The organism is Arthrobacter sp. KBS0702 (assembly GCF_005937985.2).
Classification (GTDB): Bacteria; Actinomycetota; Actinomycetes; order Actinomycetales; family Micrococcaceae; genus Arthrobacter.
In genome coordinates, this window is the sequence record NZ_CP042172.1 from 1,694,655 (window position 1) to 1,720,555 (window position 25,901).

The 25,901-nt window shown below is 67.9% G+C and carries 22 protein-coding genes; 15 read left to right on the plus strand and 7 right to left on the minus strand.

Going from position 1 to position 25,901, the window contains the following annotated elements:
* The first annotated feature begins 27 nt into the window (after nucleotides 1-27).
* The 4 genes from FFF93_RS07790 to FFF93_RS07805 all read left to right on the plus strand — a co-directional run bounded on the left by FFF93_RS07790 (nucleotide 28) and on the right by FFF93_RS07805 (nucleotide 2,949).
* A complete protein-coding gene (locus FFF93_RS07790; protein WP_138769422.1) occupies nucleotides 28-711 on the plus strand; it encodes a hypothetical protein in 684 nt (227 codons plus the stop codon).
* Nucleotides 712-902: 191 nt separating this feature from the next.
* Nucleotides 903-2,114, plus strand: coding sequence for an inorganic phosphate transporter (locus FFF93_RS07795; RefSeq protein ID WP_138769421.1), 1,212 nt, complete (start codon nucleotides 903-905; stop codon nucleotides 2,112-2,114).
* On the plus strand, nucleotides 2,111-2,332 hold the full coding sequence (locus FFF93_RS07800) for a hypothetical protein (RefSeq protein WP_138769420.1): 222 nt from the start codon (nucleotides 2,111-2,113) through the stop codon (nucleotides 2,330-2,332). Before FFF93_RS07795 ends, FFF93_RS07800 begins: the two co-directional genes overlap by 4 nt.
* Before the next feature lie 68 nt (nucleotides 2,333-2,400).
* Nucleotides 2,401-2,949: a dihydrofolate reductase family protein gene (locus tag FFF93_RS07805; protein WP_138769419.1), complete on the plus strand. Its 549-nt coding sequence runs from the start codon at nucleotides 2,401-2,403 to the stop codon at nucleotides 2,947-2,949.
* A 13-nt stretch (nucleotides 2,950-2,962) separates the two neighbouring features.
* Here the strand turns inward: FFF93_RS07805 and FFF93_RS07810 are convergent, their stop codons facing one another.
* The gene (locus FFF93_RS07810) at nucleotides 2,963-3,427 is read right to left on the minus strand and encodes a hotdog fold thioesterase (protein ID WP_138769418.1); all 465 of its coding nucleotides are present in this window, start codon (nucleotides 3,425-3,427) and stop codon (nucleotides 2,963-2,965) included.
* Between the two features lie 211 nt (nucleotides 3,428-3,638).
* Between FFF93_RS07810 and polA the strand changes: the two genes are divergently transcribed.
* From polA to rpsA, 4 genes are all read left to right on the plus strand, one after another.
* Entirely contained in the window at nucleotides 3,639-6,278 is a 2,640-nt protein-coding gene (gene polA / locus FFF93_RS07815; protein WP_261375415.1) for a DNA polymerase I, read from the plus strand.
* A gap of 80 nt (nucleotides 6,279-6,358) precedes the next feature.
* Nucleotides 6,359-7,645, plus strand: coding sequence for a GNAT family N-acetyltransferase (locus FFF93_RS07820; protein ID WP_138769416.1), 1,287 nt, complete (start codon nucleotides 6,359-6,361; stop codon nucleotides 7,643-7,645).
* A 437-nt stretch (nucleotides 7,646-8,082) separates the two neighbouring features.
* Entirely contained in the window at nucleotides 8,083-8,781 is a 699-nt protein-coding gene (locus tag FFF93_RS07825; RefSeq protein WP_261375371.1) for a polysaccharide deacetylase family protein, read from the plus strand.
* A gap of 179 nt (nucleotides 8,782-8,960) precedes the next feature.
* Nucleotides 8,961-10,436, plus strand: a complete 1,476-nt coding sequence (gene rpsA / locus FFF93_RS07830; protein ID WP_138769415.1) for a 30S ribosomal protein S1 — start codon at nucleotides 8,961-8,963, stop codon at nucleotides 10,434-10,436.
* Nucleotides 10,437-10,598: 162 nt separating this feature from the next.
* Here rpsA and FFF93_RS07835 read toward each other — a convergent pair whose 3' ends face one another.
* The 3 genes from FFF93_RS07835 to FFF93_RS07845 all read right to left on the minus strand — a co-directional run bounded on the left by FFF93_RS07835 (nucleotide 10,599) and on the right by FFF93_RS07845 (nucleotide 12,935).
* A complete protein-coding gene (locus tag FFF93_RS07835) occupies nucleotides 10,599-11,033 on the minus strand; it encodes a DUF1810 domain-containing protein (protein WP_138769414.1) in 435 nt (144 codons plus the stop codon).
* 680 nt (nucleotides 11,034-11,713) lie between these two features.
* On the minus strand, nucleotides 11,714-12,250 hold the full coding sequence (locus FFF93_RS07840; protein WP_138769413.1) for a GNAT family N-acetyltransferase: 537 nt from the start codon (nucleotides 12,248-12,250) through the stop codon (nucleotides 11,714-11,716).
* Nucleotides 12,234-12,935 (minus strand): YigZ family protein, encoded by a 702-nt coding sequence (locus FFF93_RS07845; RefSeq protein WP_138769412.1) that lies wholly within the window; start codon nucleotides 12,933-12,935, stop codon nucleotides 12,234-12,236. The genes FFF93_RS07840 and FFF93_RS07845 overlap by 17 nt, the downstream gene beginning before the upstream one ends.
* A 22-nt stretch (nucleotides 12,936-12,957) precedes the next feature.
* Between FFF93_RS07845 and coaE the strand changes: the two genes are divergently transcribed.
* From coaE to FFF93_RS07865, 4 genes are all read left to right on the plus strand, one after another.
* On the plus strand, nucleotides 12,958-14,199 hold the full coding sequence (coaE, locus tag FFF93_RS07850) for a dephospho-CoA kinase (RefSeq protein WP_138769411.1): 1,242 nt from the start codon (nucleotides 12,958-12,960) through the stop codon (nucleotides 14,197-14,199).
* Between the two features lie 41 nt (nucleotides 14,200-14,240).
* On the plus strand, nucleotides 14,241-16,322 hold the full coding sequence (uvrB, locus tag FFF93_RS07855; RefSeq protein ID WP_138769410.1) for an excinuclease ABC subunit UvrB: 2,082 nt from the start codon (nucleotides 14,241-14,243) through the stop codon (nucleotides 16,320-16,322).
* 179 nt (nucleotides 16,323-16,501) lie between these two features.
* Nucleotides 16,502-17,530: a TerC family protein gene (locus tag FFF93_RS07860; RefSeq protein WP_138769409.1), complete on the plus strand. Its 1,029-nt coding sequence runs from the start codon at nucleotides 16,502-16,504 to the stop codon at nucleotides 17,528-17,530.
* Nucleotides 17,531-17,585: 55 nt separating this feature from the next.
* Nucleotides 17,586-18,944, plus strand: a complete 1,359-nt coding sequence (locus FFF93_RS07865) for an MFS transporter (RefSeq protein ID WP_261375372.1) — start codon at nucleotides 17,586-17,588, stop codon at nucleotides 18,942-18,944.
* Between the two features lie 49 nt (nucleotides 18,945-18,993).
* Here the strand turns inward: FFF93_RS07865 and FFF93_RS07870 are convergent, their stop codons facing one another.
* From FFF93_RS07870 to FFF93_RS07880, 3 genes are all read right to left on the minus strand, one after another.
* Nucleotides 18,994-20,259 (minus strand): alpha/beta fold hydrolase, encoded by a 1,266-nt coding sequence (locus tag FFF93_RS07870; protein ID WP_138770478.1) that lies wholly within the window; start codon nucleotides 20,257-20,259, stop codon nucleotides 18,994-18,996.
* A 64-nt stretch (nucleotides 20,260-20,323) separates the two neighbouring features.
* A complete protein-coding gene (locus FFF93_RS07875) occupies nucleotides 20,324-20,824 on the minus strand; it encodes a GNAT family N-acetyltransferase (RefSeq protein ID WP_138769408.1) in 501 nt (166 codons plus the stop codon).
* A 19-nt stretch (nucleotides 20,825-20,843) separates the two neighbouring features.
* On the minus strand, nucleotides 20,844-23,390 hold the full coding sequence (locus tag FFF93_RS07880) for an RNA helicase (protein ID WP_138769407.1): 2,547 nt from the start codon (nucleotides 23,388-23,390) through the stop codon (nucleotides 20,844-20,846).
* A gap of 201 nt (nucleotides 23,391-23,591) precedes the next feature.
* Between FFF93_RS07880 and FFF93_RS07885 the strand changes: the two genes are divergently transcribed.
* The 3 genes from FFF93_RS07885 to FFF93_RS07895 all read left to right on the plus strand — a co-directional run bounded on the left by FFF93_RS07885 (nucleotide 23,592) and on the right by FFF93_RS07895 (nucleotide 25,745).
* A complete protein-coding gene (locus FFF93_RS07885) occupies nucleotides 23,592-24,233 on the plus strand; it encodes an NADPH-dependent F420 reductase (protein ID WP_261375374.1) in 642 nt (213 codons plus the stop codon).
* Nucleotides 24,234-24,866 (plus strand): alpha/beta hydrolase, encoded by a 633-nt coding sequence (locus tag FFF93_RS07890; protein ID WP_138769405.1) that lies wholly within the window; start codon nucleotides 24,234-24,236, stop codon nucleotides 24,864-24,866. It abuts the gene before it with no gap.
* A 99-nt stretch (nucleotides 24,867-24,965) separates the two neighbouring features.
* A complete protein-coding gene (locus tag FFF93_RS07895) occupies nucleotides 24,966-25,745 on the plus strand; it encodes a trans-aconitate 2-methyltransferase (protein WP_138769404.1) in 780 nt (259 codons plus the stop codon).
* Nucleotides 25,746-25,901 lie beyond the last annotated feature (156 nt).

Consider the following 25,901-nt stretch of genomic DNA (forward strand, 5'->3'; position numbering starts at 1 on the left):
GCCCGGGACCGGTGGGAGGATATTTCAGTGGATTCGCTGTTCAATCTGATCGGCCACAACTGGTGGATGGTCTTTCCGTTGAGCGCGCTCCTGGCCCATTGGGGCCGCTCCCTGGGTAAGGCTTCCGAACGCCGGCACCGCCGCAAAGTGGAGCTATACCGGCTCAGGAACCGTCAGGCCGAGGCGGAAACCGCCGGCCGCAACGAGGTGCAGGCCCTCGTGGACGACCACGACGCCGTCAACCGGCGCTGGCTGGACTACGAACTGGACGTCGGAAAGCTGATCGACTTCCCCATGATGACGGACGTGCGTGAGCCGCTCACCGTCGCGTTCCTGCGCGCCAAACGGGAAGCAGACGGCTTGCGCCCCGAGGGCCCGGGGCGGATCACCACCGCAGCCGGGCTGGCCGAATACCGGGCCGCGGTGCGCGACTTCGAAGTGGCCTTCGACGTCGCCGAGCGCGAAGCACGCCGGATGAAGGACAGCAACTTCACCGGCCCCGAACGCGAGCGGCTGGCCACGGCCCGGATGCTGCTGCGGATCGCCTCAGATGCCGCGGCCACCCCGGCAGAACGGCAGACGGCGTACAAACGGGCCCGGCGCGAACTGGACGGTTTGATCGTGCTGCCGGAGGCCACGCTGGCTTCCCTTGAGGAAAAGATCGCCGGCATGCTCGACGCCGGCCCGACGCGCAGCCGTCCACCCTTCTAATCCGCGGCGGCATCGGCGTGGGCGCACCATGTTTTGCCCAGCAGACATTGGCACGTACGATCTATTGGGTTTCAGGACAGCTTTGGTGAACCGCGCAAGGGATTCCGGCTTACGAACGGATGAACAGTGACCAACAGGGCCGCCACGGGGAATGAAACTGCTGACCGTCGACTCTGCAGATTGGGCAACAGGTGGAAATCACCGTAATGGTGGCGCTCGTCATAACGCTGGCGCTGTTCTTTGACTTTACAAACGGGTTTCACGACACCGCCAACGCGATGGCAACGCCTATCGCGACCGGTGCCATCAAGCCGAAGACCGCCGTCGCCCTCGCGGCCGTGCTGAACCTCGTGGGCGCGTTCCTGTCCACCGAAGTGGCCAAAACGGTGTCCGGCGGCATCATCCGGGAAGGGTCCGACGGCGTCCAGATCACCCCGGACATTATCTTCGCCGGCCTGATGGGCGCGATCCTCTGGAACATGATCACCTGGCTGAAAGGCCTGCCCTCCAGTTCCTCGCACGCGCTCTTCGGCGGCCTGATCGGCGCGGCCATCGCCGGCATCGGCCTGCACTCGGTGAACTTCACCTCGGTACTCCAGAAGGTCCTCCTGCCAGCCGTCTTCGCCCCCGTAATCGCCGCGGCCGTGGCCTACGTCTGCACCCGGCTCGCCTACGCCCTGACGTCCCGGCACGACCCTGAAACCGGCAGCAAGCTCACGCAGAAGCGCGGCGGGTTCCGCACCGGACAGATCTTCACCTCAAGCCTCGTGGCCCTCGCGCACGGCACGAACGACGCGCAAAAGACCATGGGCATCATCACCCTGGTCCTGATCTCGGCCGGCAGCCAGGCACCTGGCACCGGCCCGCAGCTCTGGGTCATCGCCGCCTGCGCCCTCGCCATCGCCGTCGGCACCTACTCCGGCGGCTGGCGGATCATCCGGACCATGGGCTCCGGGCTCACCGACGTCAAGCCGGCCCAGGGCTTCGCCGCAGAGACCAGCACCGCCGCCGCCATCCTGGCTTCCTCCCACCTGGGCTTCGCGCTGTCCACCACCCACGTGGCCTCGGGCTCGGTCATCGGTTCGGGGATGGGCCGCCGCGGCACCACCGTCCGCTGGTCGACCGCCCGGAAGATCGTCGTCGGCTGGCTCTTCACCCTGCCGGCCGCGGGCGTCGTCGGTGCCCTGACGGCGATGCTGGTGCACACCGGCACCGTCGGATTCATCATCGCCGCCGTCGCCGGGACGGCGGCAGTGGTGTACATGTTTGTTGCCTCCCGGAAATCCCACGTCGGCCACCATAACGCCGTCGAGGTCGAAGAGGCCGGTCAGGCCATCCAGTTCGCAAAGAAGAAGGCCGCGGCGGTTAGCCGCAACAACGACTCCAAGGATGGCCGGAAATGAAGTGGCTTGAACTCGTTATGGTAGCGGGGGCCACCCTCGTAGCCGCGGTGACCGTCGTCGTCCTCTACGCCCTCGGCGTCCGGCTGACCGCCATCGCCGGCGATGCCCGGACCAACCAGCCCGGCTGGGTCCGTCCGCTCTCCTACGTCTGCTTCGGGCTCTGCGGCGTTGCAGTGCTCTTCGGGCTGTACCTGATCATCCCGTACTTCAGCAAGTAGGCCGCAGGTAGGCCAGGGTGCCGGAGCGGGCTCTGGGAAAGGGGTCCGCTAGTGGCTACGCTGAGTCCATGCCGAGTTTCCAGTACTTTGTAGCGACCTCCCTGGACGGCTTCATCGCCACCGCGGACGACAACCTGGACTGGCTGCTCCAGTTCGACGGTTTTGAAGGCGGCATGGAGAGCTACGAGGCGTTTATGGCCGATATCGGCGCCATCGTCATGGGCGGCGAAACCTACGCCTGGCTCAAGAAGCATGAAGCGGACAACTGGCCGTACAGCGGAACGCCGAGCTGGGTTTTCACGCACCACGAACTGTCCGCCCCACCGGGAGCGGACGTCACCTTTGTCCGCGGACCGGTGACGGAATTCGTGGAAGACCTGAAGTCCGCAGCCGCTGGCCGGAACGTCTGGGTGGTTGGCGGGGGAGTCCTTGCCGCGCAATTCGCCGACGCCGGCCTGCTGGACGAGCTGATCGTCTCGATCATCCCCGTGGTGCTGGGCAGCGGGAAGCCGCTGCTGCCGCTGGTCCGCCCGACCGCGCCCCTGGAGTTGCTCGCGTCCCGGACCATGGGCCGCGGCATCGTCGAACTCCGTTACCGCGTCGCAGGCGGCGCCTGACCGCTCGGGCCGGCTACCCGGGGATGTCGCGGAGCAGGTTCGTGATCCGTGCGGTGGAAAGCCGGCGGCCCTGTTCATCAGTCATGACAATTTCGTGCGTGGTCAGGGTGCGGCCCAGGTGGATGGCGGTGCACGTACCCGTCACGGTTCCAGATGAGACCGCGCGGTGATGCGTCGCGCTGACGTCGACCCCCAGCGCCTGCCGGCCCGGGCCGGCGTGCATGCCGGCGGCGAAGGAGCCGAGCGTCTCGGCCAGCACCACGTGGGCGCCGCCGTGCAGGATGCCGGCAACCTGCGTGTTGCCCTCCACCGGCATGGTGGCCACGGTGCGTTCCGGGCTCAGCTCCACGAAGTGGATGCCCATCTTGACCACGAGGGCCCCGACGCCCATCCGGCCCAGCCAGCCATGGAGCTCAGCGGGAACCCCGGCGGCTTCCAGCTCGGCGGCGAACGGGGCTGGCGTGAAATTGTCGATCATGGGAACTAGGCTGGCACCTGTGAGCGAAACTACCAAACCGGCCCTTTCCCCTTCCGCGACCGACCTCCTGCCGGCAGCTGAGCCGGAATCAGTGGTCGCAGCCCGGCCCGCGGCAACGACCAGCCGGGCAGCGCAGTCGGTTTCCGCCACCGAGGCCCCCGTGATTCCCATCACGGACCAGCCCCGCCTCCTGGTGCTGGACGGACACTCCATGGCCTTCCGGGCGTTCTTCGCCCTGCCCGCTGACAAGTTCTCCACCGCCACCGGCCAGCACACCAACGCCGTTCACGGATTTACGTCCATGCTGATCAACCTGATCAAGGAGCAGAAGCCCACCCACGTGGCCGTGGCGTTCGACGTCTCCGACGACACCACCCACCGGAAGGCCGAGTATGACGGCTACAAGGGCGGTCGGAATGAGACCCCGCGGGAAATGAGCGGCCAGATCGACCTCATCGACAAGGTCATGGGCGCGTGGGGCATCAAAACCATCAAAATGCCCGGATGGGAAGCGGATGACATCCTGGCCACGCTCGCCGCGATGGGTGAAAAGGCGGGCTACGAGGTGCTGCTGGTCTCCGGCGACCGCGATGCCTTCCAGCTCATCACCGACAACGTGTTTGTGCTCTATCCGCGCAAGGGCGTCAGCGACATTCCCCGGATGGATGCAGACGCCATCCAGGAGAAGTACTTCGTCAGCCCCGCCCAGTACTCGGACCTCGCCGCCCTGGTGGGTGAGACCGCTGACAACCTCCCCGGTGTCCCCGGCGTCGGCCCCAAGACCGCGGCCAAGTGGATCAACCTCTATGGCGGCCTTGAGGGCGTCCTGGAAAACCTCGACGCGATCGGCGGCAAGGTGGGCGATGCCCTGCGCGCCAACGTCGAGGAAGTCAAGCGCAACCGGAGGCTGAACAGGCTCCACACCGACCTTGAGCTGCCCGTCACCCTCGAGGACCTCGCGGACCCGCGGCCGGACCAAGCCGCCCTCGAGGACCTGTTCGATACCCTCGAATTCAAGACCATCCGGACCCGGCTTTTCGCCCTCTACGGCAGTGAAGTGACGGAAGCCGAGCGCGAGAGCCTCGACACCCCGGAATTCGTCACCCCCTCGGACGCGGCCGAACTGGGCGCCTTCCTCGCGGCCGGAGCCGGGAAACGGTCCGCCCTGGCCGTCGACCTGGTGCCCGGCCGGATCGGCGAGGACGCCACCGCGCTGGCAATCGTCCGCGACGACGCCGCCGCCTACATCGACCTGGCCAGCCAGGACGCCGCAGCCGAGAACGTGCTGGCCGGCTGGCTGCGCGACGCCGGATCACCCAAGGTGATGCACGGGTTCAAAGCCGCCCTGAAGGCACTGACCGCCCGCGGCCTGGACCTGGAGGGCGTCGTGGACGACACCTCCATCTCCGGCTACCTGATCCAGCCCGACCGCCGCAGCTACGAGCTCGCTGAGCTGGCACAGCACCACCTCAACATCTCGGTCTCCACCGAGGCCGCCAAGGCCGGCCAGCTGGAGCTGGCGTTCGACGGCGACGACGCCGCCGCGGCGGGTGCGCTGGTCCACGAAGCCGCCGTCGTCCGGGCCCTTAGCCACTACTTCGAATCAGAACTCAAGGAACGGAAGGCCCAGGACCTGCTGACCACCCTTGAACTGCCGGTCAGCCGTGTTCTCGCCACCATGGAACTCGCCGGGATCGCCATCGACATGCAGCGCATGGACGAGCAGCTCGCGGACCTGGCGAAGGTGATCGACCACGCCCAGGAGCTGGCGTTTGCCGCGATCGGGCACGAGGTCAACCTGGGCTCGCCGAAGCAGCTCCAGACCGTCCTGTTCGACGAGCTCGGCCTGCCCAAAACGAAGAAGATCAAGTCCGGCTACACCACCGACGCCGCCTCGCTCAAGAACCTGCTGGAAAAGACCGGGCATGAATTCCTGGTCCAGCTGATGGCACACCGTGAGTCATCGAAACTGCGCCAGATGCTGGAGTCGCTGAAGAAATCCGTCACCGAAGACGGGCGCATCCACACCACCTACGCACAGAACGTCGCCGCCACGGGCCGGATCTCGTCCAACAATCCCAACCTGCAGAACATCCCGATCCGCAGCGAGGAAGGCCGCCGCGTCCGAGGTATCTTTGTGGTCAGCGAGGGCTACGAATGCCTGCTCTCCGCAGACTACTCGCAGATCGAAATGCGAATCATGGCGCACCTCTCCGGCGACGCCGGCCTGATCCAGGCGTACAAGGATGGCGAGGACCTGCACCGTTTCGTCGGCTCCAACATCTTCCACGTCCCCACCGACCAGGTGACCAGTGCGATGCGCTCCAAGGTCAAGGCGATGTCCTACGGCCTCGCGTACGGTCTGACCTCGTTCGGCCTGTCCAAGCAGCTGGAGATTTCCGTGGACGAGGCACGGACCCTGATGAAGGACTACTTCGACCGGTTCGGCGCGGTGCGCGACTACCTTCGCGGCGTTGTGGACCAGGCCCGGATCGACGGTTACACCGCAACGATCGAGGGCCGGCGCCGTTACCTGCCGGACCTGACCAGCACCGACCGCCAGCTGCGGGAGAACGCGGAGCGTATCGCGCTGAACTCGCCGATCCAGGGCTCGGCGGCGGACATCATCAAACGGGCCATGCTGGGTGTGTCCGGCGCGCTGGCCGAGCAGGGCCTGAAATCGCGGATGTTGCTGCAGGTCCATGATGAACTGGTCCTCGAAGTCGCCAAGGGCGAACGCGAGGCCGTCGAGAAGCTGGTCACGGAACAGATGGGTTCCGCTGCGCAGTTGTCGGTTCCGCTCGAGGTGCAGATCGGCATCGGCACCAGCTGGTACGAGGCCGGCCACTAGGGGCGTTGGTCTTCCGGTTCCGGCCGGACGGTCTTTTTTCAATTCTTTCAAGGTTGCAGGAATTTCCCGGGGGGAAGCACGTGGTAGAGCAGTACGAGATCAGGCGGTTCACGCCAGCGGCCAAAGAGGACCCGGCGTACCCGGAGTCGGTCGCGTGGATGCGGGCTGTCGCCTTCGGCTTCCACGACGCCCGCCGCAGCGACGAGCGGGTGGACCGTGGCCTAGAGATGCAGCGCGCCGACGGGCGCGTGATGACCGGCGCCTACCAGACCGGGCCCGTCGCCGACCATTCCCTCGGCGCCGACATTCCGGTGGCGACCTTCGGCACGATGAACAAGACCCTGAATATCGGCTTCGGGCGGCTCCTTGACACGCGGCTCGTCACCGCCGTCACCGTGCGGACCTCGCACCGCCGCCGCGGACTGTTGCGCCGCATGATGGCCGAGGACCTGGGGATGGCGCGGCAGGAGGGCCTGGCGATGGCGGCCCTGACCGCCTCGGAAGCCTCCATTTACGGCCGCTTCGGTTACGGCGTCGCGACGTCGGAACAGTCGATCAAGGTCGACACGAGTGCCCGTTTCCTCGTGAACCACACCCCGGTCGGCAGTGTGGAGGTGGCCGATCCCAAGGTTCTGCTTGAGCTGGCCCCGGTGATTTTCGACCGCCTGCACCGCCTGACGCCAGGCTCCATCGGACGGCACGAGTTCTACCGGCAGTTCGTCTCCGGTTCCATCAGCCGGGACGACGGCGAGGACCCCAAGGTCAAGGTCGCGCTGCACTACGGCCCCGACGGCGACGTCGATGGCTATGTGTCCTACAAGTTCGGGGGCTGGTCCAGCACCCCGTACACGATGGAGATCGTTGACCTGGTAGCGGCCACCCGGGCCGCTTACCTGGAACTATGGCAGTACCTCGGGGCCATCGACCTCGTTGAACGCGTCACGTGGGACGAGGCACCGGTTGACGACCCATTGAAATGGGCCCTCAGCGATCCGCGCTGCGTTGACGCTTCGGAGCCCCGGGACATGCTCTGGCTGCGGATCCTGGACGTGCAGAAGGCCCTGACGGCACGCCACTATCCGGCCGACGGCCGGCTGGTCCTCAAAGTGGCTGATCCGCTCGGCCTGACCGGCGGGACGTTCGCGCTGGAGGTGGACGGGGGCGCCGCCGACGTCACGGAAACGGAAGACGACGCCGTGGACCTTGAACTGGACGTGGCTGCGCTGTCCTCGTTCTACCTCGGGGGCGTGCACCCGGTGACCCTGGCCGACTCGGGGCGGATCCGCGAGCACACGCCGGGCGCAGCGTTCCTCGCTGCCCGGATGTTCGCCGTCGAACGCGCGCCGCACTGCCTGACCCACTTCTAAGCTGTCGTCACCCGACCGCTGACATCAGCAAAAGGAATACTCGTGGGGGATTTGCCTCGACCAGCCCTGCGCGGGCGCCGCTCCGTCCTGATCGGAATGGGCGCCCTCGCCGCCGGCGTCATGGTTGATGCCGTCGTACCGCTCCGTGCCCAGGGGGCCCGGAATTTGACGCCGGCGCGGAACGCCGGGCCGGCCGCCGGCCTGGGCGCCGCCCTGGGCGCCGCGGAGAACGGGTTAGACCCTGCACCGGCGGGCACGCCTGCGTCGACGCCGCCCGCCGGGACGGGGGAGGCACGCCGCCGGCCACCGCGCCCGCCGCCGAGTCGGCGGGTCCCACCAGGCCGGTGCCGCCGGCCGCCGTCGACCCCGGGCCCGCCGCCGTCGGAACCGCACCGCCGCCGGTCCCGGCGCGGCCGGCTCCGACCGAGGCGGAGGTGGTGGCGGAATTCTCCGGCCGCCGTCCCACCGACTGGGGACTTGCCGTGGCCGGGGTTATCACGTCGACCCCCGCGGCCCAGCTGGCCCTGACGTTCGATGCCTGCGGCGGCCCCGGCGGCGCCGGCTGCGACCACCGGCTGCTGGACACGCTGCGGCGCCTGGGCGTCCCGGCCACCCTCTTCGTCAACCAGCGCTGGATTGAGGCGAACCCTGGTGTGGCGCGTGAACTGGCCGCCGACCCGCTGTTCGAACTCGCCAACCACGGCTCCAGGCACTGCCCCCTCTCCGTCACCGGGAAACGCGCTTACGGCATCCCCGGCACGTCCGACGCCGGTCAGGTCTACCGCGAGATCATGGACAACCAGGCGGTGCTCCGGAGCCTGACCGGCAGGCCGCCGCGGTTCTTCCGGCCGGGAACCGCCTACTATGACGACGTCGCCGTCGCGATCACGCGGCGCACCGGCCTGCTGCCGGTGAACTTCAGCGTCAATGCCGACGCCGGCGCAACGCTGCCGGCCCCGGCCGTCGCCGCGGCGCTGGCCAAGGCCTCAGGAGGTGACATTGTGATTGCCCACTTCAACAGGCCAGGAAGCGGCACTGCGGCCGGGTTTGAGCAGGCGCTTCCCCGGATGCTGGCGCATGGAACGGCGTTTGCGCAGCTCGGCCGGGTGTTGCCGGCGGGCGCCGTCGCGCTTTGACCGGCGTTGGCGTATCCGACTAGACTAAACGGGCGTGTACTACGTGCGCGCATTCAATCCACAAAATCAGGATGACCCGGCGGATCGCCTTTGATGTGCCGTGTTCTCCACCCGTGTCGCCGACGCGGGCGGGACGGTTTGCCTGACCGACTAACTATCCACAACGGAGCCCCTACTACATGACCATCACCTCCACCGAGAAGCCCGGTACCCCCGTAGTCGCGATTAACGACATCGGTACCGCTGAGGACTTCCTCGCAGCAGTCGACGCCACCATCAAGTACTTCAACGACGGGGACCTCGTCGAAGGTACCGTCGTCAAGGTCGACCGCGACGAAGTTCTGCTCGACATCGGTTACAAGACCGAAGGTGTCATTCCCTCCCGCGAGCTTTCCATCAAGCACGATGTTGATCCCGGAGACGTCGTCTCCGTTGGCGATCTCGTCGAAGCCCTGGTGCTCACCAAGGAAGACAAAGAAGGCCGTCTGATCCTCTCCAAGAAGCGTGCTCAGTACGAGCGTGCCTGGGGCGACATCGAGAAGGTCAAGGAAGAAGACGGCGTCGTCACCGGTACCGTCATCGAGGTTGTCAAGGGTGGTCTTATCCTCGACATCGGCCTGCGCGGCTTCCTGCCCGCATCGCTCGTCGAGATGCGCCGTGTGCGCGACCTTGCTCCGTACATCGGTCAGCAGATCGAAGCCAAGATCATCGAGCTGGACAAGAACCGCAACAACGTTGTGCTGTCCCGCCGTGCCTGGCTCGAGCAGACCCAGTCCGAGGTCCGCTCCACGTTCCTCAACAAGCTGGAAAAGGGCCAGGTCCGTCCGGGCGTCGTTTCCTCCATCGTCAACTTCGGTGCCTTCGTGGACCTGGGCGGCGTAGACGGCCTGGTTCACGTTTCCGAGCTGTCCTGGAAGCACATCGACCACCCGTCCGAGGTTGTCGAAGTTGGCCAGGAAGTCACCGTCGAGGTTCTCGAAGTCGACCTGGACCGCGAGCGTGTTTCCCTGTCGCTCAAGGCCACGCAGGAAGACCCGTGGCAGACCTTCGCCCGCACCCACGCCCTCGGCCAGGTTGTTCCGGGTAAGGTCACCAAGCTGGTTCCGTTCGGCGCGTTCGTTCGCGTTGAAGACGGCATCGAAGGCCTGGTCCACATCTCCGAGCTCGCCGTGCGCCACGTTGAGCTGGCCGAGCAGGTTGTCTCCGTTGGCGACGAGCTGTTCGTCAAGGTCATCGACATCGACCTCGAGCGCCGCCGTATCTCGCTGTCCCTTAAGCAGGCCAACGAGGGTGTCGACGCTGACTCCACCGAATTCGATCCGGCTCTTTACGGCATGGCCGCAGAGTACGACGAAGAGGGCAACTACAAGTACCCGGAGGGCTTCGACCCGGAGTCCAACGAGTGGCTTGAAGGCTACGAGACGCAGCGCGCCGCCTGGGAGCAGCAGTACGCTGACGCCCAGACCCGCTGGGAAGCCCACAAGAAGCAGGTTGCCCAGCACGCTGCCGACGACGCTGCTGCTGCAACGTCCGGCGAGAGCGACTCCGGCACCACCAGCTACTCCTCCGAGCCGGCTGCCGCCGAGACCGGTGCAGGCACGCTTGCTTCGGACGAGGCCCTTGCCGCTCTGCGCGAGAAGCTGACCGGCAACTAATTGCCACCGGCCCGGGTTGCTCCGGGCCACCCCAAGCGGGTCCCTGCCACGTGCAGGGGCCCGCTTTTGGGTTAAGGGGCATGTTTCCGGGCGTGGAGACATGCCCAGTCCTCTCGACCAGGAGCGGGGTGCCCGGTGGAGCAGGGATGGCGTTGCGACGGTTCAGGGTGCGGACAGGATCCGGTCCGTGGCTGCGTCGGGGACTCCGCCGAAGTATTCATCCAGGATCTGTTTGAACACGGGCTCGTCGGGTGCGGCCCGGAGGAACAAGGTCGACGACGAGTGCAGCTTTCGGGCGTCGATCCCGCCGAAGATCTGCTCGGCGCTGCGATCCTCGAGGGCGAGGACTGCCCGGAAGCACTCCAACAGGCGCGCACCCAGCAGCGGATGGCGCAGATAGGCCCGTGCCTCATCCAAGGAGGAAAGGGCATACCTCTGCGAGGTCGGGCTCATTCCGAGGCCGGCGATCTGCGGGAAGATGAACCACATCCAGTGGCTTCGCTTGCTTCCGCCGCGAAGCTCCGAGAGGGCGCGCTGGTAGGTTCCGGCAGAGTCCTGGGCGTCCACGAAACGAGATAGCTCGAAAGGGTCATCCACGTCTGTTCTCCTCGTCTGGCCGATCACACGGGTCCCGCCGCTACCCGGCCGCATGCCGGGAGTGCGGCCTCCCCTTCATCCAAGCACTCAGCTGGCCCCGGCGACAGCTACCCGCCGCCCTGGTCCCAGCGTGTTGGCCCAGGCTCGACCGGTTGCGCCGGGCATGTCCATCCCTGGGCCCGAACGTTGGACATAGTGCCATCATGCTCATTCCCCGCGCCTGAAGATGGGCATGCCCGTTGCTTGGGGCTGGCGTTGGAGATGCCCGGCGGGGTGAAACGGCCTTGGCCGGGCATGTCCATCCCAGGGTCTGAACGTTGGACAGAGTGCCATCATGCTCCTTCCCCGCGCCGGAAGATGGGCATGCCCATTGCTTGGGGCTGGCGTTGGAGATGCCCGGCCGGGCGAAACGGCCTCGGCCGGGCATGTCCATCCCTGGGCCTGAAGGTTGGACAGAGTGCCATCATGCTCCTTCCCCGCGCCGGAAGATGGGCATGCCCATTGCTTGGGGCTGGCGTTGGAGATGCCCGGCGGGGTGAAACGGCCTTGGCCGGGCATGTCCATCCCTGGGACCGAACGTTGGACAGTGTGCCATCATGCTCGTTCCCCGCGCCGCGAGATGGGCATGCCCGTTGGATCGGGCTGGCGACGGACATGTCCATCCTTTGCCGCCGCAGGCCCTACCCGAGCTTGACCCGTGCCTTAACCCGCTGGCCGTCGACGGCGAGAGCGGCGCCGGCAGCCCGCAGCAGGGCCTGCGCGGCGGCGTTGCCGGGGGTCGTTTCCGCCTCCAGCAGGTCTGCACCGGCGGCCGCGGCCTCGGCCTTGACCAGCCGCAGCGCCTCACCGCCGATGCCGCGGCCGCGGAAGCTCCGCCCGAGCCAGAGGCCGGTCTCCAGTGCCCCGCCGTCGTGTGCGAACGGCCCCGTCCCGGTCCCGGGGACCCGGGCCAGCCGGATGGAGCCGGCCAGTTCGCCGTCGGCGGTGACCGCCCAGGACTTCTGCCGAGCCGGGCCGTCGAGGCCCGCCGCCGCAGCATGGTGATAGGCGCGGAACCAGCTGATCCTTTCGGTGTTCCAGCCCGCTGCTGTCCCCAACGGCGGGGTGACCTCGTCGGCGTCGGCGTCGTGCAGGGCCCCCCCCAGCAGCCGCTCCAGCACCTGGTCCGTCACATCCACCAGCGCCACCACGGGCACCTGCTCAGCTGATGGCGACATCGATCCACTCCGTTTCCCCGGGCAGCAGCGCCGCGCTCCCGGCCGTAAGTGCCCCGAGGCGGTCGGCTGCCAGCGCCAGACCATCAGGCTCGTCCGGCAGGGCCAGCCGGAGAACCGTCGTCTGCGCATCATAGCTGGCGCCCGCCATCACGTAGCCCGCCGCGCGCAAGTCGTTTTCGAGCCGGCCCGCGGAGGCATGCGGCACCCGCACATCGCAGATCCGCAGCCGTTGCCGGCGCACGAGCGGCGCCAGCGCCAGCGCGGAGGAAACGGATTCGGAATAGGCGCGGACCAGACCTCCGGAACCCAGCAGGATCCCGCCGAAATAGCGGACCACGACGGCGGTCGCGTCGCTGAGGTCCGTCACGCCGGGGGCGGTTTCGCGCTTGACCAGTGCCTCCAGCATTGGGAGGCCGGCCGTGCCGGAGGGTTCGCCGTCGTCGCTGGAGCGCTGTACCTCGCGGTCGGGGCCGAGCACGAACGCCGAGCAGTGGTGGCGGGCGTCGTGGAACTCTCGGCGCAGCGAGGCGACCAGGGAACGGGCGCTCTCCTCGTCGCCGGTGCGCCGGAGCACGGTAATGAAGCGGGAGCGCTTGATCTCCAGCTCATGCCGGAACCCGGCGCCGGCCGCCAGGGTCGTGTAGACGGTGGCCCTGCTTTCCGGGGAAACCGCGTCGTCTGGCACCGGTTCAGTTTAGTCTGGTGGAGTGCTGAAGATCGGTTTGACGGGCGGCATCGCCTCAGGGAAGTCAGTGGCTGCCTCGCGGCTGCGCGAGCTCGGGGCGGTCCTGGTCGACGCGGACGCGCTGGCCCGGGAAGTGGTGGAGCCGGGCACGCCCGGACTGGCGCGGGTGGTGGAGGCCTTTAGCGCCTCCGTCCTGGGCCCCGACGGCAGGCTTGACCGTCCCCGCCTGGGCGCCCTTGTCTTCGGCAACCCGGAGCGCCTCGCGGTGCTGAACGGCATCATCCACCCGCTCGTCAGGGAACGCGCCGCCGCCCTCGCCGCGGCCGCCCCGAAAGGCGCCGTCCTAGTCCAGGACATCCCGCTCCTGGTCGAGACCGGCCAGGGCGTGAACTTCCACCTCGTGGTGGTGGTCGACGCCCCCGAAGATGTCCGGGTTCGTCGGATGATGGAGCATCGGAAGATGACGGCCGAGGAGGCCCGCTCCCGGATGGCGGCCCAGGCCACGCGGGAGGACCGGCTGGCGGCCGCCGACGTCGTCCTGGACAACTCCGGCACCAAGGACGAACTGCGGGACGCAGTGGACCGGCTGTGGGGGCACCGCCTGCAGCCGTTCGCGGAGAACCTCGCCAAGGGCCAGATGGCCGCGCGCACCGGCGGGCCCGTGCTCAGTCCCGCCAACCCCGACTGGCCGGCCCAGGCAGCCCGGGTGATCGGCCGCCTGCAGGCGGTGGCACCGCAGGACATCCTCGCCGTGGACCACATCGGGTCGACGGCCGTCCCGGGCCTGGACGCCAAGGACGTGCTGGATCTTCAGCTCACTGTCCCGGACCTGGCGACGGCGGACCGCCTCGAACCCCTGCTGGCCGCGGCCGGCTTCCCGCGCTGGCCGGGCATTGGCGCGGACAACCCCAAACCCGCGCACCCCGACCCGGCCGACTGGGACAAGCGCGTCCATGGCAATGCGGACCCCGGCCGGCCCGTGAACCTGCACGTCCGGGCCGCCGGGTCGCCGGGCTGGCGTTACGCCCTGTGCTTCCGCGACTGGCTGCGCGACGACCCGGCCGCCCGCGCCGATTACCTCGCGGAGAAGCGGCGCGCGGCACGGCGGCACGGCGTGGACAAGTCCACCGCGGGCTACGCGGCCGATAAAGAGGACTGGTTCACGGACTACGCCGCTCCGCGGATGGAAGAGTGGGCCCGGCGCACGGGCTGGCTGCCGCCGTCGTATGCCTCCGCCAGACCGTCCGGTACAGCCCAAAGCTGAATCAGGGGAACCCTGTCACAGGGCGGCGGTAGATTAGATACATGAGCCTTGCCCAGGAAATCAACCGTGTTGTGGCGCCCTTCGAGGTCATCAGCGAGTTCCAGCCCGCGGGGGACCAGCCCGCCGCGATCGCCGAACTGACCGAGCGCATCAAGAACGGCGAGAAGGACGTGGTGCTGCTCGGCGCCACCGGTACCGGCAAGAGCGCGACGACGGCGTGGCTGATCGAACAGGTCCAGCGCCCCACCCTCGTGATGGTGCAGAACAAGACGCTCGCCGCCCAGCTCGCCAACGAATTCCGTGAGCTGCTGCCCAACAACGCGGTGGAATACTTCGTCTCGTACTACGACTACTACCAGCCCGAGGCCTACGTCGCCCAGACGGACACCTTCATCGAGAAGGACTCGTCCGTCAACGAGGAAGTCGAGCGGCTCCGGCACTCCGCCACCAACGCGCTGCTGACCCGCCGTGACGTGATTGTGGTGGCCACTGTCTCCTGCATCTACGGTCTGGGCACCCCGGAGGAATACATCGCCGGCATGGTGACCCTCCGCAAGGGCGCCGAAATGAACCGCGACGACCTGCTCCGGAAGTTCGTCTCCATGCAGTACACCCGCAACGACATGGACTTCCACCGCGGCACGTTCCGGGTCCGCGGCGACACCGTGGAGATCATTCCGATGTACGAGGAGCTCGCGATCCGGATCGAGTTCTTCGGCGACGAGATCGAGAACATCTACACCCTGCACCCGCTGACCGGCGAGGTGCTCCGGGACGAGACCGAAATGTACGTCTTCCCCGCCTCGCACTACGTGGCAGGTCCGGAACGGATGGCCCGCGCGATCAAGCGGATCGAGGACGAGCTCGCTGACCGGCTCAAGGTCCTGGAGAGCCAGAACAAGCTCGTTGAGGCCCAGCGGCTCCGGATGCGCACCACCTACGACCTGGAAATGATGCAGCAGATGGGATTCTGCAACGGCATCGAGAACTACTCCTCGCACATCGACGGCCGCGCCCGGGGGACCGCGCCGCACTGCCTCATCGACTACTTCCCGGATGACTTCCTCCTGGTGATCGATGAATCCCACGTCACCGTGCCGCAGATCGGCGCCATGTACGAGGGCGACATGTCCCGCAAGCGGAACCTCGTGGACCACGGCTTCCGGCTGCCCTCGGCGATGGACAACCGGCCGCTCAAGTGGGACGAGTTCCAGGAACGCGTCGGCCAGACCGTCTACCTGTCCGCGACCCCGGGCAAGTTCGAGCTCGGCAAGTCGGACGGCTTCGTGCAGCAGATCATCCGGCCCACCGGCCTGATCGATCCCGAGGTGATCGTGAAGCCCACCAAGGGCCAGATCGATGACCTGCTGGGCGAAATCCGGACCCGCACCGCGAAGAACGAGCGAGTCCTCGTCACCACGCTGACCAAGCGGATGGCCGAGGACCTCACCGACTACCTGCTCGGCCACGGCGTGAAGGTCGAATACCTGCACTCCGACGTCGACACGCTGCGCCGCGTGGAGCTGCTCCGCGAACTGCGGATGGGCGTCTTCGACGTCCTGGTCGGCATCAACCTGCTCCGCGAAGGCCTCGACCTCCCGGAGGTGTCCCTCGTGAGCATCCTGGACGCGGACAAGGAGGGCTTCCTGCGCTCCTCGACCTCCCTGATCCAGACCATCGGCCGCGCCGCCCGCAACGTGTCCGGCCAGGTGCACATGTACGCGGACAAGATCACCGACTCCATGGCCCACGCCATCGACGAAACGAACCGGCGCAGGGCCATCCAGGTGGCCTACAACACGGAGAAGGGGATCGATCCCCAGCCGCTGCGGAAGAAGATCGCGGACATCACCGACCAGCTGGCCAAGGAAGATGCGGACACCCGGGAGCTGCTGGCCAGCGCGGGCAAGACGCGCGGCAAGGGCAAGGGCAGCTCCAAGGTCCGGGCCGACGGGCTCGCGGCGGCCCCGGCGGAAGACCTAGTCGGCCTGATCGAACAGTTGACCGAGCAGATGCACGCCGCGGCCGGGGAGCTGCAGTTCGAGCTGGCGGCCAGGCTCCGCGACGAGGTTGGCGAGCTCAAGAAGGAACTGCGCCAGATGCAGTCGGCCGGACACGCCTAGGGTAGAGTAGATCGAACGTAGGGGAGTATCCCAAGCGCTACGATCGTCAACACGCAGGGCACAGACGCCATGCCGGGCGTAGCGGGCAGCAAGGCAGCACCGGAGGTCAATGGCCCGGGCGCGGCGGCTAAGCCGGAGAGACTTACACCTCCTAGTTGTGCCCTGCGAAAGGTATCTACGTGCCTGAACTTCCCGTCTGGTTCGAGATCGGCTCCTTCGTCGTTCTCGGCATCATCCTCGCCATCGACCTGCTCCTGGTGCTGAAGCGGCCGCATGAGCCCTCCATGAAGGAAGCAGGCCTGTGGGTCTCCTTCTACATCGCCCTGGCGCTCGTGTTCGCCGGAGCCATGTTCCTCTTCACCGGCCCGGAATACGGCGGGCAGTTCATCGCCGGCTGGGTGACGGAATACAGCCTCAGCATCGACAACCTCTTCGTCTTCATCATCATCATGGCCCGCTTCTCGGTACCCCGTAAGTACCAGCAGGAAGTGCTGATGGTGGGCATCATCATCGCCCTGGTCCTGCGCGGCATCTTCATCCTGCTCGGCGCAATCGTGATCGAGCAGTTCAGCTGGGTCTTCTACATCTTCGGCGCGTTCCTGCTCTGGACCGCATGGAAGCAGGCCCAGGACGAGGGCGAGGACGAGGAAGACAAGGAAAACCCGCTGATCGCCCGGATCCGCCGGATCCTGCCGATGTCGGAAAAGTTCGACGGCGGCAAGCTCCGCACCGAGGTCGACGGCAAGAAGGTCTTTACCCCCATGCTGATCGTCTTCGTGACCATCGGCATGACCGACCTGCTCTTCGCGGTGGACTCGATTCCCGCGATCTTCGGCCTCACCCAGAGCGCGTTCATCGTCTTCACCGCCAACATCTTCGCCCTGATGGGCCTGCGCCAGCTCTACTTCCTGCTCGGCGGCCTGATGAACCGGCTGATCTACCTCAAGCACGCGCTCTCCGTCATCCTCGCCTTCATCGGCGTCAAGCTGGTGCTGCACGCCATGCACGTCAACGAACTGCCCTTCATCAACGGCGGCAAGCACATCGAATGGGCTCCGGAGATCCCCACCTATGTTTCGCTCGCGGTGATCATCGGCACCATCATCATTGCCGTCATCGCCAGCCTGGTCAGCTCCAAGGCCTCCAAGGCCAAGCTGGACGCCCGGCTCGAAGAGGACTCACGCAAGAGCCTCACCGACGCCGAGTAGTCCCCGGCGCAGCCCGGCGCACGCCGGGCTGCCGGCCACGGGCTAAGCTCGGATCGTGAAAATCTTTGACGCCGCCGCTGCGGCCGGAACGGCGCTGGACCCGCAACGGGTGCAGCGCCGTACCGTTGTTGTGCTCAGTGCCGCCCAACTCCTCAGCGGCGTGGGCAGCGGGGCCAGCCTGTCCGTCGGCTCGCTGCTGGCCGTCCAGCTCGCCGGGTCCAATGCCTGGGCGGGCTCGGTCACCACCACCATGACGCTGACGGCGGCGCTGACGGCCCTTCCACTGGCCGGGCTTGCCGGCCGGCGGGGGCGCCGTGCCGCCCTCGGGACCGGGCTGCTCTCCGCGATGACCGGCGCCCTGCTGGTAATCCTGGCAACCGTCACCACAGCCTTCCCGGTACTGCTGCTGGGCGCCGCCCTGCTGGGCCTCGGCACGGCGGCCAACCTGCAGGCACGCTTCGCCGCCGTCGACCTGGCCGACCCGGAGCACCGCGGACGCTCGCTCGCGATCGTGGTCTGGGCGGTGACGGTCGGGGCGGTGGCCGGGCCCAACCTGATCCAGCCCGGCGCACTCGTGGGCCAGGCACTCGGCCTGCCGCCGATCTCCGGGCCCTTTGTATTTTCGACGGCGGGACTGGCCCTGGCCGCGTTGCTGCTGTTGATCGGGCTCCGCCCTGATCCGCTGCTGCTGGCCGCCCGGCTGCGCAGCACCACAGAGGAGCCGGCGAAAGGGACCACCGGCAGCCGGGGGAGGCACGCGCTTCGCAACGGGCTCCGGGCCGTGCGGGCCGCACCGCGCGCCCGGCTTGCGCTGCTCGCTGTCGTCGCCGCGCACGGCTGCATGGCCGCCGTGATGTCCATGACGCCGCTGCACCTGCAGTTGCTCACCGAAGGACCGCTGGCGGGGCATCCGGCCGAACACGCCCATGCCGCCAGCACCGACGTTTTTGTCCTGATCGGTTTCACCATTTCGCTTCACATCGCCGGCATGTACGCCCTCTCACCCGTAATGGGCTGGCTCACCGACCGGGTCGGCCGGCTTCCGGTGATCCTGCTGGGCCACGGGCTGATCCTGCTGGCCGTCTGCGTCGCGGGCTTCGGCCAGGCCCAGCCGGTGCTGGTCACGACCGGGCTGGTCCTGCTGGGGCTCGGCTGGTCCGCGGCCACCATCGCCGGATCCACGCTGCTTGCGGAGAGCGTCGCGGCCGGGGACCGGGTCCTAGTCCAGGGCGTGTCCGACACCCTGATGGGCGTCGCCGGCGCCGTGGGGTCGGGCTTCGCCGGCCTCGTGATGAGCGGCGTCGGCTACCAGGGGCTCAACCTTGTGGCGGCAGCCGTGGCCGCCGCGGTGCTTGGCGCCGTTATACCGGCGGCCGCCCGGTCCCGCCGCAGCCCGGAGCCGGCCGCCGGCTGAGGCCCCGTCCCCGGGAGTGTCAGCCCCGCGAGCCCCGGCCCCGGAAGCGTCAGCCCGTGGCGGCGCGGGCCATGCGGAGCAGCCGGCCGAAGATGGCCTCGCCGTCGTCCGCGATGCCGTCGTGGTGGAACTCATCCGATTCCCACACTTGCAGGCCGCGGACGGCGGCGGCAGTCTCCAGCGAGAGGTCGCGGTCCACGTAGATGTCGTCGCTGTACACGGCCGCCGCCACCGGAACGGTGTTGAGCGCGAGCCGCTCCGGGTCGTAGAGCGGCTTCCAGTCGTCCTTCTCGGCCAGTAGCTGGGCCACCGTGCGGAGGGGGCGGAGCGCCGGGTCCTGGTCGAAGTACCACGGGTAGACCATCTCGCCGGTCAGCAAGGGGGCCGGGACGTCCGGTCGGAACTCCGGGTAGTCCTGGAGCACCCGTAGCGCTGCCCAGTCCGTGGCCTCGCCCTGGCCGTAGATGGACTCGTGCATGAGGGCGTAGAGCGGGTTTGAGGCGCGCGAGACGAGGCCGCGGACCTGCTCCAGGAACGCGTCGGAAAGGCGTTCGCCCTCGGGCGTGCTGACGAACGCGTCCTCGAGCAGGTGGTGCAACCCGTCCACCCGCGTGTTGCCGCCGAGGTAAGAACCCACCATCTGGAACCGTTCCACGGTCAGCCTGCTGCCGTCGGGCAAGAGTTCTTCCGCGTCGCGAAGGTGCCGGGCGATGCGGTTGACCTGCTCCCGGTCCTGCGGGTACCAGCCGAAGTATTCGGCGTTGCGCGACGCCACACGCCGAAAGGTCGCCTGGTAGACGCGGTCCGCCGGGCCGGCCAGGGGCGGGAGGCCGCCGGTGATCAGGGCCTCGCGCAGGCCCTCCGGGGCGAACGACAGGTAGCTCAGCGCGCAGAAGCCGCCATAGCTTTGGCCGTAGATGGTCCAGGGGGCGGCGCCGAGGGCCGTGCGGATCGCTTCCGCGTCAGCCACGATCGAGTCGGCGCGGAAGTGTTCCAGGTACCGTGCCTGGTCCAGGTCGCTGCCGCGCAAGGGCAGGGTGTTTCGGTCGATGGGGGAGGAGAGCCCAGTGCCGCGCTGGTCCAGCATCAGGATCCGGAAGTCCTTGGCCGCGGCCTTGCTCCAGCCGCCCAGCGTGGGGAAACGGTTTCCGCGCCCGCCGGGGCCGCCCTGCAGATACAGCAGCCACGGCAGCTCCGCGGCTGCCTCCGCGCTGTGGTCGGCCGAGACGTACTCGCGGGCGAAAACCGTGATCGTCTCACCGCCGGCTGCGAAGTGGTCTAGCGGCACCTCGAAGTAGTGCTCTGCGGTGCGCATCCCGCGGTAGTCGTGCCGGGCCTTGACGATGTGCGGGACCCGGGCTGTCTCAGTCGCCGTGGTCTCAGCCACGGGCGTCCGCCGTCCGGGCGCTGCCGAACGCCTCCAGGGCGTCGCCGGTCAGGCGGAAGGTGGACCATTCAGCCATCGGGGCTGCCCCAAGGTTCCGGTAGAACGCGATCGAGGGCTCGTTCCAGTCCAGCACGCTCCACTCCACCCGGGCGTAGCCTCGCTCGACCGCGGTGGCGGCCAGGTGCTGCAGCAGCGCCTTCCCGTGCCCGGCTCCGCGGGCTTCCGGCATCACGTACAGGTCCTCCAGGTAGATTCCGTGCACACCTTCCCAGGTGGAATAGTTCAGGAACCACAACGCGAAGCCCTGCACGGCGCCGGCCTCGTTCTCGGCCATGGTTGCGTACACCCGCGGGTTCTCGCCAAACAGCACTTCCGCGAGCATCTCCGGCGTGTTCCGGACGGCATCCGGTTCCTTCTCGTAGATGGCCAGGTCGTGGATCATCTGCAGGATGGCGGGGACGTCGTAGGCGGTGGCCGGGCGGATTACAGTCATGACCCGAGTTTACTAGCGGCTACAACCGGTTCACGTCGGTTACGCGGACGACGGCGGTGCCGGTTTCGTCCGAGGCGGCCAGGTCCACCACGGCGGAGATGCCCCAGTCGTGGTTGCCGGCCGGGTCATCGAAGATCTGCCGCACCTTCCACGTGCCGGCCTCCTCGGTGATGATCAATAGCCCGGGCCCGCGTGCGTCCGGGCCGGTGCCGATGTCCGCGTGCTCCTCGAAGTAGTCGTCCAGCGCGTCTTCCCAGCGCTCCGCATCCCAGCCGGAGCCGCCGTCGAGCTCGCCCAGGGTGGTGGCGGCCTCGTCGGCGAACAGCTCCACCCGGCGGAACATTTCGTTGCGCACCATCACCCGGAATGCCCGGATGTTCGAGGTCAGCGACGGCGGCGGAGGCGGCGGGGCGTCGTGCGGGGTCGGGGCGGCGCCCGAGGTGAGTTCCTCCCATTCGTCCAGGAGGCTGGAGTCCACCTGGCGGACCAGCTCGCCGAGCCAGGCGATGAGGTCCTCGAGATCCTCGCGCAGCGCATCCTGCGGCACGGTCTGCCGGAGCGCCTTGAAGCCGTCGGCCAGGTAGCGCAAGACGATGCCCTCGGACCGGGCCAGGCCGTAGAACTGCACGAACTCGCCGAAGTTCATGGCCCGCTCGTACATGTCCCGGATCACGGACTTTGGCGCGAGCTCGAAGTCACCGATCCACGGGGCCGCCTTGCGGTACACCTCGAACGCCTCGCCGAGGATCTCCGCGAGCGGCTGCGGGTAGCTGACATCCTCGAGCAGGGCCATCCGCTGGTCGTACTCGATCCCGTCGGCCTTCATCGCGGCGATCGCCTCGCCGCGCGCCTTCTTCTGTTGGGCGGAAAGGATCTGCCGCGGCTTCTCCAGCGTCGACTCGATCACGGAGACGACGTCGAGGGCGTACGACGGCGACTCCGGATCCAGCAGCTCAAGCGCCGCGAGGGCGAAGGGGGAGAGCGGCTGGTTCAGTGCGAAGTTGGCCTGCAGGTGGACTGTGAGGCGGACACTGCGTCCGTCCGGGCCCTGTTCCTCCGGCGGGATGCGCTCGACGACGCCGGCGGCCAGGAGTTCGCGGTAAATGCCGAGGGCCTTCTTCATCAGTTTCAGCTGCGCGGCACGGGGCTCATGGTTTTCGGTCAGCAGCCGGCGCGCGGCCTTGAACGGGTCCCCGGGCCGCTCCATGAGGTTCATGAGCATCGCGTGGGTGACGGTGAAGCTGGAGCCCAGCGGGTCCGGCACGGATTCCACCAGCCGCTTATAGGTGGGCTCGCCCCAGGACACGAAGCCCTCCGGCGGCTTCTTTTTGACCACTTGGCGCAGTTTCTTCTGGTCGTCGCCGAACTTTGCCGTGGCCTTGGCCATCGCCTTGACGTTCTCGATCACGTGCTCGGGTGCCTGGACCACCACGGTCCCGGCGGTGTCGTAGCCGGCGCGGCCTGCCCGGCCAGCAATCTGGTGGAACTCGCGGGAGTTCAGCAACCGGGTGCGGACGCCGTCGTACTTGCTGAGCGCCGTCAGGAGCACGGTGCGGATGGGGACGTTGATGCCGACCCCGAGGGTGTCGGTGCCGCAGATGACCTTGAGCAGGCCCGCCTGCGCCAGCTGCTCGACAAGCCGGCGGTACTTGGGCAGCATCCCGGCGTGGTGCACGCCGATGCCGTGCCGGACCAGCCGGTTGAGGGTCTTGCCGAAGCCCGCGGCGAAGCGGAACCCGGCGATCAGTTCAGCGATCTTGTCTTTCTCCTCGCGGGTGCAGACGTTGATGCTCATCAGGTTCTGCGCGCGGTCGATCGCCTCAAGCTGGCTGAAGTGCACGACGTAGACGGGCACCTGCTTCGTGGAAAGCAGCTCCTCGAGCGTCTCGTGCACCGGCGTCTGCTGGTAGTAGAAGTGCAATGGGATTGGCCGCTCCGCGGAACTGACGGTCGTCGTCGGGCGCCCGGTCAGCTCGCTGATGCCCTCTTCGAAACGACTGACGTCGCCGAGGGTGGCGGACATTAGCAGGAACTGGGCCTGCGGCAGCTCCAGCAGCGGCACCTGCCACGCCCAGCCGCGCTGCGGGTCGGAATAGAAGTGGAACTCGTCCATGATCACCGTGCCCAGCTCCGCGGCAGCGCCCTCGCGCAGGGCGACGTTCGCCAGGATCTCGGCGGTGCAGCAGATGATCGGCGCGTCCTGGTTGACGCCGGAATCGCCGGTGATCATGCCGACGTTCTCGGCCCCGAAGATCTCGCACAGGGCGAAGAACTTCTCCGAGACCAGGGCTTTGATCGGGGCGGTGTAGTAGCTGCGCGCGCCGCGGGCCATGGCCTGGAAGTGTGCGGCGATCGCGACCAGGGACTTCCCGGAGCCTGTGGGGGTCGCCAGGATGACGTTCGCGCCCGCGGCGAGCTCCATCACGGCCTCGTCCTGGGCCGTGTAGAGGGCCAAGCCGCGGCTCTCCGTCCATTCGACAAACCGGGTGTAGAGCTCATCCGGATCGAGGCCGGTCTTGCCGGGGACTCGGGCGGCCGGGGCGGGGAGCTGATCAACGAGTTTCATTGCCTCCCAGCTTAGTGGCCCGCGGTCCGGACGGCGGCGGCCGGCAGTCCGGCAGGGGACCGGCAGTCTACGACGACAATTACTTGATCCTTCAATCGTCAGCGAGTATGTTAGTTGTAGCTTCAAGCAAACACCCACCATCCGGCAGAACAGACTCTGATGAAAAACTTCCTGGCCCGCATCTTTGGAAAGAAGACCGCAATGACTGACATCACCATCATCGGCAACGGCAACATGGCCCGCGGGATCGCCACAACGGCCCTCGCCGCCGGCCGCACCGTCGAGATCCTCGGCCAGGACGCCGCCAAGGCGCAGGCCCTGGCCGCCGAACTCGGCGCCGGGGTCACTTTCAGCACCACGGCCGACGCGCCGCGGGGCAGCATCGTTGTCCTGGCCGTGCCCTTCGCCGCCGCCACGTCCGTGGCCAGCAACTACGGCGAAGCCCTCGCCGGGAAGATCCTCGTGGACATCACCAACCCGGTGGATTTCGAGACCTTCGATTCCCTGGTCGACGGCCCGGACACGTCCGCCGCCGAGGAGATCGCCAAACTGGCCCCCTCCGGCGCCAAGGTGGTCAAGGCCTTCAATACGACCTTTGCGGGGACCCTGGCGGCCGGCCAGTCCGGCGGCCAGCCGCTGGATGTCTTCATTGCGGGGGATGACGCCGACGCCAACAGCGCGGTCAGCGACTTCGTCGGCGCGGCCGGCCTGCGCCCGCTCGTCGTCGGCCCGCTCAAGCGGGCCAGGGAGCTCGAGGGCTTCCAGTTCGTCCTGATGACCCTCCAGGCGAACCCGGAGTTCTCCGACTTCAACTGGGACACCGGACTGAAGGTCACCAACTAAATGGAGACCACCTTCAGGGATCCCGTGGTGGCGACCGCCGGGTCGGCCGACCCGGCGGCGCCGCTGGTGGTGCTGCTGCACGGCCGGGGCTCAAACGAGCGCGAGATTCTTGGCCTTGCCGACCGGCTTCCCGCCGGGCCTGCCTACGCCGCGGTCCGGGCGCCGATTGCCGAAGGCGGCGGCTATGCCTGGTTCGCCAACCGCGGCATCGGCCGTCCCGTCGCCGAATCGTTGAGTAGCACCATGTCCTGGTTCCGGACCTGGCTCGACGCGGTGGCGCCCGGGGGCAGGCCGGTCGTGCTGGTCGGTTTCAGCGGGGGCGCCGCGTTTGCCGGCGGCCTCCTGCTGGCGGCCCCAGCACGCTTTGCCGGCACGGCAATCCTGTACGGCACCTTGCCGTTCGACGCCGGTGTGCCCGCCACCCCGGGGCGGCTGGCCGGCGCCCCGGTCTTCGTTGCCCACGGCGAGCAGGACCGGGTCATCCCGGCGGAGCTGCTGGCGCGCACCTGGCAGTATCTGCTGACCGAATCCGGGGCCGCGGCGCATTCCCGCCGCGACCCCGGCGGCCACGGCATCACCGGACGGACGCTGGCCGAGCTCGGCGCCTGGATCGACGGGCTGGCCGCGGCGTAGGCTCTCGCCCGCGGCGCGGGCTGCGCTGCCTGTGAGGACCGGCCGGCTCCGCGGGGTTAGGCTTCGCCTGTCAGTGCACGGGTGAAGCGGAGGAAATGCGTGAAGTGGGATCCAGCCAGGTACGTGCAGTTCGGCGACTACCGGGACAGGCCGTTCTTCGACCTCACCGCACGTATCCACGCGGACGCGCCGCGGCACGTCGTGGACCTCGGCTGCGGGCCCGGCAACCTCACCGCCACCCTGGCCGCGCGGTGGCCCGGGGCGGCGGTGGAGGGGCTGGATTCCTCCGCCGAGATGCTCGCGAAGTCCGGCGCCTTCGCTGGCGCCGCCGGAAACCTCGCCTTCAGTCTGGCGGATATCACCGACTGGATGCCGACGCCGGACACCGACGTCGTGGTCACTAATGCCGCCCTGCAGTGGGTGCCCGGGCACCGCGAACTGCTGCCCCGCTGGCTGGCTGCGCTGCGGCCGGGCGCCTGGTTCGCCCTCCAGGTGCCGGGCAACTTCCATGCGCCATCCCATACGCTGATGCGCGCCCTGGCCGGCTCGGACGCATGGTCCGGCCGCCTCGCCGGCGTGCTTCGCCACGAGGACGTGGTGGCGGAACCCGCGGAATATCTTGAGCTGATGCTCGATGCGGGCTGTGACGCTGACGCCTGGGAAACCACCTACCTGCAGCTCCTGCCCGGAACCGACCCGGTTCTCGACTGGGTGCGGGGAACGGGCCTCCGCCCGGTACTGGCGGCACTCACGGGCGAGGAGGGCCGCCGGTTCGAAGCGGAGTACGCGCGGCTGCTGCGCGAGGCCTATCCGCCGCGCCCTCACGGAACGGAATTCCCGTTCCGGCGGGTCTTCGCCGTTGCCCGGAAGCGCGGCTAAAGGGACAGTCCGCCGGGCCGCCTCCCGTACGCAACGAGCGAGGAATTACCCCGGACCTCACCACTTTGACGGATGTGACACGCCGTGTGACAACAAGCAGAGTGGACGGGGCATACAATGACAAAGCGGTCTGGGGGCGGCCGTCATCTATTCCGG